Annotated in this window: 15 protein-coding genes; 6 read left to right on the top strand and 9 right to left on the bottom strand. The window is 72.7% G+C overall.

All coding sequences use genetic code 11. The features are described 5' to 3' along the window. The first annotated feature begins 45 nt into the window (after positions 1-45). A complete protein-coding gene (locus B085_RS0139175) occupies positions 46-834 on the top strand; it encodes a S16 family serine protease (RefSeq protein WP_026251900.1) in 789 nt (262 codons plus the stop codon). A gap of 7 nt (positions 835-841) precedes the next feature. On the opposite strand, the gene B085_RS45205 is transcribed toward B085_RS0139175, so the two are convergent. The 7 genes from B085_RS45205 to B085_RS45200 all read right to left on the bottom strand — a co-directional run bounded on the left by B085_RS45205 (position 842) and on the right by B085_RS45200 (position 7,131). Further along, entirely contained in the window at positions 842-2,080 is a 1,239-nt protein-coding gene (locus B085_RS45205; RefSeq protein ID WP_078620265.1) for an MFS transporter, read from the bottom strand. A gap of 70 nt (positions 2,081-2,150) precedes the next feature. Further along, on the bottom strand, positions 2,151-2,771 hold the full coding sequence (locus B085_RS0139165) for a winged helix-turn-helix domain-containing protein (protein WP_018564055.1): 621 nt from the start codon (positions 2,769-2,771) through the stop codon (positions 2,151-2,153). 87 nt (positions 2,772-2,858) lie between these two features. After that, positions 2,859-3,830 (bottom strand): glycine betaine ABC transporter substrate-binding protein, encoded by a 972-nt coding sequence (locus B085_RS0139160; protein ID WP_026251899.1) that lies wholly within the window; start codon positions 3,828-3,830, stop codon positions 2,859-2,861. Continuing rightward, positions 3,830-4,750, bottom strand: coding sequence for an ABC transporter permease (locus B085_RS0139155; RefSeq protein ID WP_018564052.1), 921 nt, complete (start codon positions 4,748-4,750; stop codon positions 3,830-3,832). The genes B085_RS0139160 and B085_RS0139155 overlap by 1 nt, the downstream gene beginning before the upstream one ends. Beyond that, positions 4,747-5,988, bottom strand: a complete 1,242-nt coding sequence (locus B085_RS0139150; RefSeq protein WP_018564051.1) for a betaine/proline/choline family ABC transporter ATP-binding protein — start codon at positions 5,986-5,988, stop codon at positions 4,747-4,749. The genes B085_RS0139155 and B085_RS0139150 overlap by 4 nt, the downstream gene beginning before the upstream one ends. After that, complete coding sequence (locus tag B085_RS0139145; protein ID WP_018564050.1) at positions 5,981-6,628, bottom strand: ABC transporter permease; 648 nt, start codon at positions 6,626-6,628, stop codon at positions 5,981-5,983. The genes B085_RS0139150 and B085_RS0139145 overlap by 8 nt, the downstream gene beginning before the upstream one ends. Further along, positions 6,625-7,131: an Lrp/AsnC family transcriptional regulator gene (locus tag B085_RS45200; protein WP_018564049.1), complete on the bottom strand. Its 507-nt coding sequence runs from the start codon at positions 7,129-7,131 to the stop codon at positions 6,625-6,627. The genes B085_RS0139145 and B085_RS45200 overlap by 4 nt, the downstream gene beginning before the upstream one ends. Positions 7,132-7,264: 133 nt before the next feature. Here B085_RS45200 and hppD point away from each other — a divergent pair, with 133 nt between their 5' ends. After that, positions 7,265-8,410 carry a 4-hydroxyphenylpyruvate dioxygenase gene (gene hppD / locus B085_RS0139135; RefSeq protein ID WP_018564048.1) on the top strand — a complete coding sequence of 382 codons (1,146 nt, stop codon included), beginning with the start codon at positions 7,265-7,267 and terminating at the stop codon, positions 8,408-8,410. A gap of 74 nt (positions 8,411-8,484) precedes the next feature. On the opposite strand, the gene B085_RS0139130 is transcribed toward hppD, so the two are convergent. Continuing rightward, positions 8,485-8,871, bottom strand: a complete 387-nt coding sequence (locus tag B085_RS0139130; protein WP_158689915.1) for a hypothetical protein — start codon at positions 8,869-8,871, stop codon at positions 8,485-8,487. Positions 8,872-8,989: 118 nt separating this feature from the next. Between B085_RS0139130 and B085_RS0139125 the strand changes: the two genes are divergently transcribed. After that, positions 8,990-10,357, top strand: a complete 1,368-nt coding sequence (locus B085_RS0139125; RefSeq protein WP_018564046.1) for an FAD-binding oxidoreductase — start codon at positions 8,990-8,992, stop codon at positions 10,355-10,357. Between the two features lie 38 nt (positions 10,358-10,395). Here B085_RS0139125 and B085_RS0139120 read toward each other — a convergent pair whose 3' ends face one another. Further along, positions 10,396-10,881, bottom strand: coding sequence for an SsgA family sporulation/cell division regulator (locus B085_RS0139120; protein WP_018564045.1), 486 nt, complete (start codon positions 10,879-10,881; stop codon positions 10,396-10,398). A gap of 464 nt (positions 10,882-11,345) precedes the next feature. Between B085_RS0139120 and B085_RS0139115 the strand changes: the two genes are divergently transcribed. The 3 genes from B085_RS0139115 to B085_RS45195 all read left to right on the top strand — a co-directional run bounded on the left by B085_RS0139115 (position 11,346) and on the right by B085_RS45195 (position 14,148). Beyond that, complete coding sequence (locus B085_RS0139115) at positions 11,346-12,653, top strand: RDD family protein (protein WP_018564044.1); 1,308 nt, start codon at positions 11,346-11,348, stop codon at positions 12,651-12,653. Positions 12,654-12,709: 56 nt separating this feature from the next. Next, the gene (locus B085_RS0139110; protein WP_018564043.1) at positions 12,710-13,438 is read left to right on the top strand and encodes an RDD family protein; all 729 of its coding nucleotides are present in this window, start codon (positions 12,710-12,712) and stop codon (positions 13,436-13,438) included. 80 nt (positions 13,439-13,518) lie between these two features. Further along, complete coding sequence (locus B085_RS45195; RefSeq protein ID WP_018564042.1) at positions 13,519-14,148, top strand: RDD family protein; 630 nt, start codon at positions 13,519-13,521, stop codon at positions 14,146-14,148. The last annotated feature ends 66 nt before the right edge of the window (positions 14,149-14,214 follow it).

Here is a 14,214-nt window from a genome sequence, read left to right as displayed (position 1 = left end):
CGGGCCCCGGCACGCCGGGCCGCCGCCGTGAACTACATTCACCCCATGCCTTTCGCCTCCGCCCGGAACCGGATCCTCGTCGTCTGCGCCGCGCTCGTGGCCGCGCTGCTGGCGGTGGCCCTGTTCGCGCCGCTGCCGATCTCGATCGTCGTGCCCGGGCTGACGGCCGACGTCCTCGGCGACGACCAGGGAAAGCCGGTGATCACGGTCACCGGCACGGAGACCCGTGACACCTCGGGGCAGCTGCGGATGACGACCATCGCGGCGACCAACCCGGACGCGGCGGTCCGCTTCGGTGACGTCCTGAAGGCCTGGTTCGCCACGGACCAGGCCGTGATGCCGCGCGACGCGGTCTACCCGACGGGCGGCACCGTCAAGGAGATCGAGCGGCACAACCAGGCGGAGATGACCGAGTCCCAGCAGGACGCCACCGCCGCGGCCCTGCGGCAGCTGCGGCTGTCCCCCTCGGACGTCAAGGTCACCCTGCACCTCGCCGACGTGGGCGGCCCCAGCGCGGGCCTGATGTTCAGCCTGGGCATCGTGGACAAGATCGAGGGCAACGGCCGCGGCGGCGACCTCACCGGCGGCCGCAGGATCGCCGGTACGGGGACGATCACCGCCGGCGGCAAGGTCGGCCCGGTCGGCGGCGTCCCGCTCAAGGAGCAGGCGGCCCGGCGCGACGGCGCGACGGTCTTCCTCGTCCCGAAGGCGGAGTGCGCCGACGCCAGGGCCGAACTCCCCAAGGGGCTGCGGCTGGTGCCCGTCACCACCCTCGACGGGGCGATCGACGCCCTCGTCGCCCTCGACAGCGGCGGCAAGGTCCCCAGCTGCTAGCAGCCGGTCAGGTGACCCGCCGTTCGTCCATGCGGCGCCAGGAGGGGAAGACCAGTGGGCACAGCGTCGCCAGGAGGTACGCCCCGCCCGTCGCCAGCAGAGCCGTGGTCAGCCCCGCGCCGTCCACCAGGTAGCCCGCGGCGAGGCCGCCCACCGGGGTGGTCAGCAGGACTCCCGCCCCCAGGGTGCCCAGGACGCGGCTGCGCAGCTCGTCCGGTACGTGCTCGAAGGTCACCGTCGACAGGATGGGGTTGAGCGCCCCCGCCGCGATGCCGCCCGCCACCATGGTGACCGCCAGGGCACCCCACCCGGGCACCCACGCGGCGACCAGGAACCGGGGCGCGCCGCACAGCAGGAAGCACAGCGTGTAGACCGGCCACCGCGGCAGGCGGTGGCCCAGCGCCCCGTACAGCAGCGCCCCGGCGAGCGCGCCGGCCCCGAAGAGGCCCGACAGCAGACCGAGTTGGACGGAGCCGCCGAGCTCCCGCTCGGCGTGCACGGGCAGCAGCACCGAACTCCAGCCCGCGTCCAGGCCGTTGGTGACCATGACCATCAAGGTGATGGCGAGCAGCAGCCGGGAGCGGATCAGGAAGGCGTAACCCTCGCGCAGTTCGGCCCGGTAGGTGCGCAGGGAGACCGGCGCCGCGTTCTTGGCGGGTTCGGCGCCCGCCAGCCCGCGGACGCCGAAGGCGATCAGCAGCGCGGAGACGGCGAAGGTCGCGGCGTCCAGCAGCAGCACCGTTTCCGCGCCCAGGACGGCGATGAGCACGCCGGCGGCCGAGGCGCCGAGCATCCGGGCGCCGCGAGAGGCGCCGTCGAAGTAGCCCGCGGCGCGTGCCAGCGGTGTCCCCGCCCGCTCGGCCAGTACGGGCAGCAGCACCTCGCGCGCCGTCTCGCCGGGGCCGTGGAAGAGCCCGCTGACGGCCATCAGCGCGCACAGCTGCCAGAACCGCAGGACGCCCGCGAAGTGGAGCAGCGGGATCGCCACGACGGCCACCGCGCACACCGCGTCCGACAGGACCGAGGACCTGCGCCGCCCGAAGCGGTCGATGACCGGACCGCCGAAGAGCGCGGAGACCACGACCGGCAGGGTGGCGCAGAAGGCCGCCAGACCCGCGCGGGCGGCGCTGCCGGTGGTCTGCAGCACGAACCACGGGACGGCGAGCACGGTGAGCGAATTGCCGCTGATCGAGACCACGTTGGCGGCCAGTACCAGCCGCAGCGGCCGTGGGTCGGGTGTCGGGATGCCCGGCGCGGTGGCGGCCGTGCCGTCGGATATGCCGGTCTCGGTGTCCAAGGTTCCCCCCGTGGTCAGGTCATTCCGCGGCACGCGGGAAGGCGTGCAGATGGACGTGGACGAGTGCGGCGTCGTCTCCGGTCTCGTCCTGGGTGCCGGGCCGTTCGGTGTCCGCGTCGCGGTAGCTCTCCACCACGGCGTGCAGCTCTGCCCGCAGGGCGCGGGCCCGCCCGGGTGTGAGCCGCAGGGCGAAGTCGCTGAGGTCGAAGGCCTCGCGCCACTGCGGCGACCAGCCGTCCAAAGAGTCGAGCCAGGCCTGAAGTTCCGCGGCGTGGGTGGCGGCGACCTCCCTGCCGAGCAGGCCGATGGCGGCGCGCACTTCGGGGTCGGCGTGGGCCAGGAAGCCCGCGGCGTTGAAGCGGGTGCCGCTGTGTGCGGCCTTCCACCAGCGCTCGCGGGCGGTGCCGCGCCCCGGGTCCTCCTCCACGAACCCGTACGCCGCCAGCTGCCGCAGGTGGTAGCTGGTGGCGCCGCTGGACTCGCCGAGCCTGGCCGCCAGTCCCGAGGCGGTGGCCGGCCCGTACTCGCGCAGGGCGGCGAGCAGCCGGATGCGCAGGGGGTGGGCCAGGCCGCGCAGGGTGCGCGGGTCGAGGCTGATGACGCCGGGGTCGGGGGCGCCGGCGGTGGGTTCGTCAGGCACGGGTTCACCGTAGAGTGTGCAAAGGCTTCTTTGCAATGCTTTCTTTGCATGGAGCACGGCGACACTCCGGCGGGACCCCCGCGCCACTCAGCCCTCCGTGATGAAGCCCTCCTTGACCAGCCACTCCTTGGCGACCTCGTGCGGGTCCTCGCCCTTCACGTCCACCTTCGCGTTGAGTTCCCGGCCGACCTCGGTGGTCAGCTTCGCGGACAGCGGGTCGAGCAGTCCGCGGATGGCCGGCCACCGCTTGAGCGCCTCGCTGTTGACGACGGGGGCGGCGTCGTAGTTCGGGAAGAAGTGCTTGTCGTCCTCCATCACCTCCAGGCCGAGGGAGGCGATCCGGCCGTCGGTCGTGTAGACCTCGCCCAGCAGGCAGGAACCCGGCTTGGCGATCTGGGTGTAGATGATCCCGGTGTCCATCTTGCGGATGGCGGAGGAGGGCAGGTCCATGCCGTACGCCTTCGCCATGCCGGGCAGGCCGTCCTCCCGCGAGGCGAACTCGTTCTCCACGCAGAGGGTGACGGCCTTGGGGTCCTTCCTCGACAGGGCGGCCACGTCGGACAGCGTCCGCAGCCCGTACGGGCGGTTCTTCTCCGGGCTGACGGCCAGGGCGTAGGTGTTGTCCAGGGTGGACGGCCGCAGCCAGATGATGCCGTGGCGGCGGTCGGCGTCGCGGACCGCCCGCCACTGCTGCGCCGGGTCGGCGATGGGCTCGTCGTTGCCCAGATAGGTGATCCAGGCGGTGCCCGTGTACTCGTACATGGCGTCCGCCGCACCGGACTTGATCGCCTCACGCGCGCCGATGGAGCCCTGGATGTTGGTGCGGTCCAGCACCTCGGCGCCGGCCGCCTTGAAGACCAGGCCGATCATCGAGCCCAGGATGATCTGCTCGCTGAAGCTCTTGGACGTCACCGTGAGCGAGGCGCCCTTCAGCGGCAGGCCCTTCCCCAGTGAGCCGGGGCGCACGTCGCCGACGAGCGGGCTGCCGCTCTTGAGCCCGCAGCCCGGCGCGCAGGCGAGCAGCACCAGGAGGCCCGCCGCCAGGGCCCGGCGGCGCATCAGCCCGTCTCCAGGCCGTGCGGACGCAGCAACTGCTCGGCCAGCGACGCCAGCCAGTCCACCAGCAGGGCCAGCACCACGGTGAGCACCGAACCCAGCACGAGCACCGGCATCCGCTGCGTGACGATCCCGGTGGTGATGATGTCGCCGAGCCCGCCGCCGCCGACGAAGGTGGCGAGTGTGGCGGTGCCCACGTTCAGCACGAGCGCGGTCCGCACGCCCGCCAGGATCAGCGGTACGGCCAGCGGCAGTTCGATCCGCGACAGCGTCCCGGCCGCCGACATCCCGATGCCGCGCGAGGCCTCGATCAGGGTGGGGTCGATGGCCCGCAGTCCCGCCATGGTGTTGGACAGCACCGGCAGCACCGCGTAGACCACCATGCCGACCAGCGCCGTACCGGGTCCGATGCCCAGCCAGACGACCAGCAGCGCCAGCATCCCGATGGCGGGCGTGGCCTGCCCGATGTTGGCGATCGCCGTGACCACCGGCGCGGCCGGACGCAGCCGCCGCCGGGTCAGCGCGACGCCGAGCGGGACGGCGATGACCAGCACCCAGAACGTCGAGATCGCGGTGAGCTTGACGTGCTGCCACAGCCGCACCCGGACGGTGTCGCCGACGAGGGCGTTCTCGGCGATGGAGTCGAGGGTGATGCCGGTGATCCACAGGTAGGTGGCGAGCAGGACGAGGGCGAGCACGACCGGGGTGACCAGCAACCGCCGCCAGGTCAGCCGCCGTACCGGTGCCCCGGAGGGCGGCCCCGCGGCGGGCCGGTCGCCGCGGCCCCCGCCGTCCGCGGGCTCCTCCGGGCCGGCCGGGACGCGCCCGGCCCCGGGAGCCGCCGCGGGACCGCCGGGGCCGCCGAGGCCGCCCGTCCCGCCCGTCCCGCCCGTCCCGCCCGGCGGTCCGGCGCCGGCGCTCATGCCCGCTCCCCCGGTTCGTGGTCGGAGCCCTCCTGCTCGGCCCTGGTCTGCGGCGCCCGCGACTCCTCCAGATCGTGCCGGTGCTCCAGGGCCGCCAGCCGGTCCTCCTCCAGCAGTTCGTGCACCGAGTTGAGCAGCGTCTCCATGTCCACCACCCCGGTGAACTCACCGCGCCGGCCGGTCACCGCGACCCGTCCACTGCTGTCGGTGAGGACCGCCTCCAGGGCGTCCCGCAGGGTCGCGTCCCGGGTCACGGTGTCGCCCACCAGCGTCCCGGCGCGGGCGAGCGAGCCCTTGGCGCGCATCAGGTCGCCGCGCCGCAGCCACTTGTAGGGGCGGCCCCTGCGGTCGAGCAGCAGCAGTTCGTTGGTCGTGGTCGCCTCCCGCAGCCGGTCGAAGATCGACTGCAGCGGGTCGTCCAGGCGCACCGTCGGGAAGTCGGCGACCCCCACGTCCCGTACCCGGGTCAGGTTGAGCCGCTTCAGCGCGGCCCCGGCGCCCACGAAACCGGAGACGAAGTCGTCGGCCGGATTGGTCAGGATCGCCTCGGGAGTGTCGAACTGGGCGATGTGCGAGCGCTCCCGCAGCACCGCGATGCGGTCCCCGAGCTTGATCGCCTCGTCGAAGTCATGGGTGACGAAGACGATCGTCTTGTGCAGTTCGTGCTGCAGCCTGATCAGTTCGTCCTGGAGGTGGTCACGGGTGATCGGGTCGACGGCGCCGAAGGGCTCGTCCATCAGCAGCACCGGGGGGTCGGCCGCCAGCGCCCGTGCCACCCCGACACGCTGCTGCTGACCGCCCGACAACTGGCGCGGGTAGCGGCCCCGGAACTCCCGCGGGTCCAGCCCCACCAGGTCCAGCATCTCCTCGACGCGGTCCCGGACCCGCGCCTTGGACCAGCCCACCATCCGGGGGACGAGGGCGATGTTCTCGGCCACCGTCATGTGCGGGAACAGCCCGGAGGACTGGATCGCGTAGCCGATCTTGCGGCGCAGCCTGACCGGGTCCATGTCGGTGACGTCCTCGCCGCCGATGCGGATGCGGCCCGAGGTCGGCTCGATCAGCCGGTTGATCATCTTCAGCGTGGTCGACTTCCCGCACCCGGAGGGCCCGACGAAGATCACCGTCTCGCCGGCCCCGATCTCCATGCTCACGCCGTCCACGGCCGGCTCCGCGCTGCCGGGGTAGCGCTTGGTCAGCTGCTCCAGTTCGATGGTCGCGCCCGACGCCTCAGCCACGGATCCCCCGGGGGATGGTGAGCCGCCCGAGCAGCACGTAGCAGGCGTCGAAGAGCAGCGCCAGGACGACGATGCCGATCGTCCCGGCGAGCACCTGGTTGAGCGCGTTGGCGCTGCCCAGCGAGGCGATCCCGCGGAAGATCTCGTTGCCGAGCCCCGGCCCGGAGGCGTACGCCGCGATCGCCGCGATGCCCATCAGCATCTGCGTCGCGACCCGGATGCCGGTCAGGATCGGGGGCCACGCCAGCGGCAGCTCGACCCGTGCCAGGGCCGCCGTCCGGGACATGCCGATGCCGCGGGCCGCGTCGACCAGCGCCGGGTCCACCCCGCGCAGCCCCACGATCGCGTTGCGGACCACCGGCAGCAGCCCGTACAGCGTCAGCGCCGTCACGGTCGGGGGGACGCCGAGCCCGAGCCACGGGATGAGCAGGCCGATCAGGGCCAGGGAGGGGATGGTGAGGACCGTCGCGGTGGAGGTGACGGCCAGCGCGGCGGCCCAGTCGCGCCGGTAGGAGAGCGCCCCGATCGCCACCCCGACCGCGGTCGCCAGCACCATGCACTGGAAGACCAGGCTGGCCTGCTGGTACGTGTCGATCAGCAACTGCTCGTGCCGGCTGGCGAGGTACTCCCAGAAGCTCACCCGGCATCACCCCTGCCGTCCCTCGGCCATGTGTCCGCGTCCTGTGCCGCCTGTCCGACCAGCGGGATGATCCGCAACGGGACCGGGTTCTCCATGACGATCGCCGTGGAGGCCCGCACGATGCCATCAAAGCCCACAACACGGTCGATCACACGTTGGAGATCGGCGTTCGAGCGGGCCACCAGCCGGCACAGCATGTCCCCCTGCCCGGTCGTGGTGTGCAGCTCCAGCACCTCCGGGACGCCCGCCAAGTGCGCGCGCACATCCTGTCCTTGCCCCTGCTTGATCTCCAAAGTCGCGAAGGCCGTCACCGGGTAGCCCAGCGCGGCCGGGTCCACCTGCGGACCGAAGCCGCGGATCACCCCATTGGCCTGAAGCCGGTCCAGCCGTGCCTGCACCGTCCCGCGCGCCACCCCCAGGCGGCGCGAGGCCTCCAGCACGCCGATGCGCGGCTCCTCGGCGAGCAGCTTGATCAGCCGTCCGTCCAGCCGGTCGATCCCCATGGCACCCCAGTCCCTCCTGTGACGGTGGTCACCGTGTACAGAATGCCGCCTATTTTCGCGGTACCGCTGTACAGAGTGCCCAGTCGATCAGGAAACTATTGCGCACCTTGAGGTGCCGGGCGAGGCTGCTGCCATGACTGAGACCCTGGATCACACTTCCCCGACCCCCGGCGACGCGGACCCGTTCCCGGTCAAGGGGATGGACGCGGTCGTCTTCGCGGTGGGCAACGCCAAGCAGGCCGCCCACTACTACTCGACGGCGTTCGGCATGAAGCGCGTGGCCTACTCCGGACCGGAGAACGGCAGCCGCGAGACCGCGTCCTACGTCCTGGAGTCCGGAAGCGCCCGCTTCGTCTTCACCTCCGTCGTCAGGGCCGCCACCGACCACGGCCGCTTCCTGGAGGAGCACGTCGCCGCCCACGGCGACGGCGTCGTGGACCTGGCCCTGGAGGTGCCGGACGTCCGCGCCGCCTACGACTACGCCCTCGCGCACGGCGCCACCGGCCTGGAGGAGCCCCACGAGGCCGGTGACGAGTACGGCACCGTCGTGCTGGCCGCCATCGCCACCTACGGCCAGACCCGCCACACCCTGGTCGAGCGCGGTGCCTACAAGGGCCCCTACCTGCCCGGCTACGTCGCCGCCGAGCCGATCGTGGAGCCGCCGGCCAAGCGGTTCTTCCAGGCGATCGACCACTGCGTCGGCAACGTCGAACTCGGCAAAATGAACGACTGGGTGACCTTCTACAACCGCGTCATGGGCTTCACCAACATGAAGGAGTTCGTCGGTGACGACATCGCCACCGAGTACTCGGCCCTGATGTCCAAGGTCGTCGCGGACGGCACGCTGAAGGTCAAGTTCCCCATCAACGAGCCCGCGATCGCCAAGAAGAAGTCCCAGATCGACGAGTACCTGGAGTTCTACGGCGGCCCGGGCGTCCAGCACATCGCCCTCGCCACCAACGACATCGTCGCCTCGGTCCGCGCCATGCGCGCCGCGGGAGTCGAGTTCCTCGACACCCCCGACTCCTACTACGACACCCTCGGCGAGTGGGTCGGCGACACCCGTGTCCCGATCGACACCCTGCGCGAGTTGAAGATCCTGGCAGACCGTGACGAAGACGGCTACCTGCTGCAGATCTTCACCAAGCCTGTCCAGGATCGCCCGACCGTCTTCTTCGAAATGATCGAGCGACACGGTTCGATGGGCTTCGGCAAGGGCAACTTCAAGGCGCTCTTCGAAGCGATCGAGCGCGAGCAGGAGCGTCGCGGCAACCTCTGATCGCCACCGCCGCGGACTCCGGCGCCGGACCATGCCTCCACGGGGGAGGGGCGTGGACCGGTGCCGGCCGCGCGTCAGAAGACGATCCGGAAGTTCCGGAGGGCCGTCACCACCGTCCAGGCCCCGAAGACCCACAGCGCCAGCGCGCCCAGCACCGCCCCCGTCGCGGCCCACAGCCCCGTGCGCGGCGGTCGCCGCAGCGCCCCGGCGAGCGCGCCGGCCACCGCACCGGCCGCCGGCAGGCCCGCGATCAGCAGGGCGGCGTTCTCCAGCGCCACCTTGGCCCGGTGGTTGCCCACCCAGTCCGTGGGGCTCTTGTGCTGCGCCGCGTCCGCCGCGCCCATCACCCACAGCACCACCGGCGGGGCGAGCAGCACGACCGCCCACACGCAGCGCACGGCGATCCCGCGCCCACGCCGCCGCGCCCGCGCCGTGCCCCCGGTGTCCGTCGTGTCCGTCACGGCGGTCATCCTCGCCGCGCCGCGCCCGCGCCACCATCCGTACGGATACTCAGAACGCCGCGAGCCCGCGCGGTGACGTGATCTTCCCCGGGCGGCGGCGCGGTGCGAAGCTGGACCCATGGGCGATCTCATCGACCGGCTGCGCGCTGGACTCCCCGACGAGGCCATCCTCGCCGATCCCGACGTCACCGCCTCCTACGCCAACGACATGGCCAGCTTCTGCCCGGCAGGAGCGCCCGCGGTGGTCGTCCTGCCGCGCACCGTGGAGCAGGTCCGGCACGTCATGCGGACCGCCACGGCCCTGCGGGTGCCCGTCGTGCCGCAAGGGGCCCGTACCGGCCTGTCGGGCGCCGCCAACGCCTCCGACGGCTGCATCGTGCTCTCCCTGACCAAGATGGACCGCATCCTGGAGATCGACCCCGTCGACCGCGTCGCCGTCGTCGAGCCGGGGGTCGTCAACGCCGCCCTGTCCCGAGCCGTCGCCGAGCGGGGCCTGTACTACCCGCCGGACCCCTCCAGCTGGGAGCAGTGCACCATCGGCGGCAACATCGGCACCGGCTCCGGCGGCCTGTGCTGCGTCAAGTACGGGGTCACCGCCGAGTACGTGCTCGGCCTGGAGGTCGTCCTGGCCGACGGGCGGCTGCTGCGCACCGGCCGCCGCACCGCCAAGGGCGTCGCCGGCTACGACCTGACCCGGCTGTTCGTCGGCTCCGAGGGCAGCCTCGGCATCGTGGTGCGTGCCGTGCTGGCGCTCAAGCCCGCGCCGCCCGCGCAGCTCGCGCTGGTGGCGGAGTTCGGCTCGGCCGAGGCGGCCTGCGCGGCGGTCTGCGACATCATGGCCGGCGGCCATGTCCCCTCGCTGCTGGAACTGATGGACGGCACCACCGTGCGCGCGGTCAACGAGATGACCAGCATGGGACTGCCCGAGTCCACCGAGGCGCTGCTGCTCGCGGCCTTCGACACCCCCGACGCGGCCGCCGACCTGGCCGCCGTGGGGGAGCTGTGCACCGCCGCCGGGGCGACGCAGGTGGTGCCCGCCGAGGACGCGGCGGAGTCCGAAATGCTGCTGCAGGCACGGCGGATGGCGCTGCCCGCACTGGAGCGGGTCTCCAGCGCCACGATGATCGACGACGTGTGCGTGCCGCGCGGCAGGCTCGCCGCGATGCTCGACGGCGTCGCGGCGATCGCCCGCAAGCACGATCTGACGATCGGGGTGTGCGCGCACGCCGGGGACGGCAACACCCACCCCGTGGTGTGCTTCGACGCCGCCGACCCCGAGGAGTCCGGACGGGCCCGCGAGTCCTTCGACGAGATCATGGCGCTCGGCCTGGAACTGGGCGGCACGATCACCGGGGAGCACGGCGTGGGGGTCCTGAAGAAGGAGTGGCTGGCGCGCGAACTCGGCCCGGTGGGCGTGGAGATGCAGCGCGGCATCAAGGCCGTCTTCGACCCGCTCGGCATCCTCAACCCGGGCAAGGTGTTCTGAGCCCCGGCTCCGTCCGCGGGGCCCCGCGGGCCGTCGCCTCAGGCGTCCGGCGGCTCGTCGGAGCCGTGCCAGGTCTCGCGCGTGCGGCGCTCGTCGCGCGCGCCCTCGCCGGCGGCCGGGGCGAGCAGTTCGTCCAGCCGCTCGTCCATCGACAGGTGGTCCAGCTCCGTCCCCGGCGGAACCACCCGCAGCGTGCGCTCCAGCCACGCCGCCACCGGGTGCGAGGACGCCTCCAGCAGGGCGGTGCCGTCCGGCGAGCTGAGGGCCATGCAGATCACGCTCCGCCCGTCCGTCTTGGTCGGCCAGATCCGCACGTCACCGTGCCCGCTCGGCCGGAACACGCCCTCGACCAGCAACTCCCGGGCGAAGGTCCAGTTGACGGGGCAGTTGGAGCCGATGTGGAAGGTGATGTGCACGGCGAAGGGATCCTCGGCCCGGTAGACCAGCCTGGCCGGGACGGCGACGCTGCGCTCGGGCGACAGCACCAGGTGCATCTCCAGCTCGCGTTCGACCACGGTGTGCATCTCGTCGTCCTTTCCTCGGCGCGAAGGCCCCTGGCGGTGCTGCGCGGCGGGTGCTGCGTGGGGCCCGCACCGGGAGAGAGCGCATACGGCCTTCACCATTACGCGGGTTCCGGGGATCGGGAGGACTTTCCCCGAAGGCCCGGCACACGCGAGATGGATGCGGTACACACGGAACGTCGCCGTCCGCCCCGTCCGGGGTGCGTCCGGTCGTGCGACGGTCCTCCCCTTCCCGTTCCCGCCCCCGCCGCGCCCACGGCTCCGCGGCGCGCACGTCCCCGTCCGTCCGAGGCGGTGTCAGTTCGGAAGCGTATCGGTTCGGTAGCCGGGATTTGCCCCGGAATGCCGATCCTCGCCCATGGATCGTTTCTTTCGTCCGCCCGACGCGTTCTTCGTTAGTGTCCTCCTTGCACGCCGGGGGACGGCGGGCTGGTCGAGCGTGTCGGTCGTGAGGGGAGTTGTCACGGATGACCTCCGGTAGCAGCGGCGGGAGTCTGCCCGGTCCCGGGTACTACCCGGACCCGTCCATCCCGGGCTACATCCGGTACTGGAACGGCTCCTCGTGGGTGCCCGGCACGAGCCGTCCCGCACCGCAGCCCGGGGAGGACCTCGCGCCGCCGTCCGGTGCCGCCGTGGCCGCCGCCGGGCCCGCGCTGGCGCCGCCGCCCGCGCCCCCCGTGCCGGAGGCCCCGGAGGCGGCCGCGACACCGCGGACCCCGGCGCTGGAGGAGTCCGGGCCGATGTTCCTGGACGAGGACCCGCTGGCGCCGCGGGCCGAACGCGGACCCGAGACCGTCACCGGGCCGCAGGCGCAGCAGGACCGACCGGAGCAGGCGCAGCAGCCGCGCCCCGCGGAGCGGCCCCGTCAGGAGTTCCGTGCGGAGCCCGCCCCGGAGCGGGCGTGGGCCGCCGACCCGGCCCGGCAGGACCCCTCTCCCCGCGTGTCATGGGGCACCCCCGAGCGCGCGGGGCAGCCCGCCGCACCGGCGCAGGCCGCGGCCCCCGCCCCGGCACGGACCGCCGCCCCCGCCCCCTCGCCGGCCCCGGCACAGACCCCCGCCCCCTCGCCGGCCCCCGCTCCCGCCCGGGCGGTCACCGCGCCGGCGGCCGCGGCCACCGCGTCCGCGCCGACCGAGAGCGCCGTGCCCGGGCAGCCGTCCGCGCCCGTCCCGTGGGCGCAGCAGGTGCACGACCTGGCCCGTCAGGTCCCGTCGCAGGGCGGGGAGGGCGCCGCGCCCGCTCCGTGGCGGCCGGTCGCCGACGACCCCTTCGCCTCAGCGCAGGAGCAGGCGCGTCCCGCCTCGCCGGTCAAGCGGCTGGCGGCCCGGCTGATCGACACCGTCGTCATGGGCGCGGTCGTCGCGGCCGCCGCGGTGCCGCTGGGTACGGCGGCGTACGAGCACCTGCGCGACAAGGTGGACGCCGCCCGGCTGACCGGCGAGGAGGTGACGGTCTGGCTGCTCGACGGCACGACAGGGGTGCAACTGGGCATCGTGGCGGCCGTCGTACTCGTCACCGGGCTGCTGTACGAGGTCCTGCCCACCGCCAAGTGGGGCCGCACCCTGGGCAAGAAGCTGCTCCGCCTGCGCGTGCTGGACATCGAGAGCCAGTACGAGCCCGGCTTCGGTCAGGCACTGCGCCGCTGGCTCACCCACACGGTGCTGGACGCGCTCGTGATCGGCTTCCTCGGGCTGATGTGGTGCCTCTTCGACAGGCCGTGGCGGCAGTGCTGGCACGACAAGGCGGCGCGCACCTTCGTGGCCCGCGAGCGCTGACACCCGAACGGCCCCCGCCGGAGGCGCGGCCGAATCGTCCGGGTTTCACTCGGGGCATGAGCACCGACCAGCCCGAGGACCCGTTCGCCAAGCCGCCCCGGGAGCCGTCCGGGCCCGCGCAGCCGCCGCCCGGGCAGTCACCCCCGCCCGGCGGGCAGCCACCGGGTCAGCAGCCCCCGCCCGGCGGGCAGCCGTACCCGCCGCCTCCACACCAGCCCCCGCCCGGCGGTTCGCCCTACGACCGGCCGCCCCCGGGCTACGGCGGCGGCGACCCGTACGCGAGCGGCCCGTACCCGGGCGACCCGTACGCGAGCGGCCCCTACGGGGCGGGCGAGCCCGACCCCCTGGCGGGGATGCCCCCGTTGGCGAACCGGGGGCGCCGGCTGGTCGCGCGCATCGTCGACGGGCTGATCATCGGCATCCCGGTCTACGGCCTCACCGGGCTGATCTGGAACTACGACTACAACGCCACGGGCGCGCTGTTCTCCCAGGGCGTGATCTACGCCGTGATCTACCTGGCCTACCAGGTGTTCATGCTCACCCGGTACGGGCAGAGCCTCGGCAAGAAGCTCCTCAAGGTGCGCGTCGGCATGCTCACCGACGGCACCAACCCGACGACCCCGGCGGCACTGAAGCGGGAGTCGGTCTACTCGCTGGTCCCGATCATCCCGTGCTGCGGTGAGATCTTCTGGATCATCGAGGTGCTCTGGTGCACCTGGGACAAGCCGTACCGCCAGTGCCTGCACGACAAAGCGGGGCAAACCGTGGTGGTTTCGGTGGAGTAAGGCACACTGTGGGGTGATCGTCGCAGGGCCGTGACCATCTGCGTCTATGCGCCGTCATGCCCGGCTGATTTACTCACCCCATGAGTTCGAATCAACCGCCTGGCTACGGTTACCCGCAGGGCGGCTCGGGGGATCAGAACCCGTACGGCCAGCAGCCGTACGGGCAGCAGCAGCCCCAGGGCCAGAACCCTTACGACCAGCAGCCGTTCCCGCAGCAGCAGCCCTACGCCTATCCGCAGCAGGGGTCCGGCTACGGCCAGATGCCCGCGGACCCGGCCCTGGCGGGCATGCCCCCGCTGGCCGGCAGCGGCCAGCGCTTCGTCGCGCGGCTCATCGACTGGGCCATCTTCCTCGTCGTGGGCATCGTCCTGGTGGCGGCGACCGGCACATCGATCACGGACACCGGTGCGTTCTTCGGCATCGAGGTGCTCGTTCTGGGTGCCGCGTTCGTCTACGAGGGCCTGATGCTCCAGTCGACCGGCCAGACGGTGGGCAAGAAGGTCATGAAGATCCGCGTGGCCAAGCTGGCTGACGGCAGCGCCCCTGGCGGGGCGGCCTGGGGTCGCGCCGCGGTTTCCTCGTTCCTCGGTGTAGTGCCCTGCGTGGGCTTCATCCTTTCGCCACTCAACTCCCTGTGGCACCTGTGGGACAAGCCGTACCGCCAGTGCTGGCACGACAAGGCGGCCAAGACCGTCGTCGTCAAGGTCTGACGCGCACGTCGAACACACGACGGCCCCGGAGCGTCCGCTCCGGGGCCGTCGTGTGTTCGACGTGCG

It is taken from the genome of Streptomyces sp. BoleA5, from assembly GCF_000373665.1.
Lineage (GTDB): Bacteria > Actinomycetota > Actinomycetes > Streptomycetales > Streptomycetaceae > Actinacidiphila.
The sequence above is the reverse complement of the archived record's forward strand: the minus strand, read 5'-3'. Positions and strand labels throughout refer to the sequence as shown.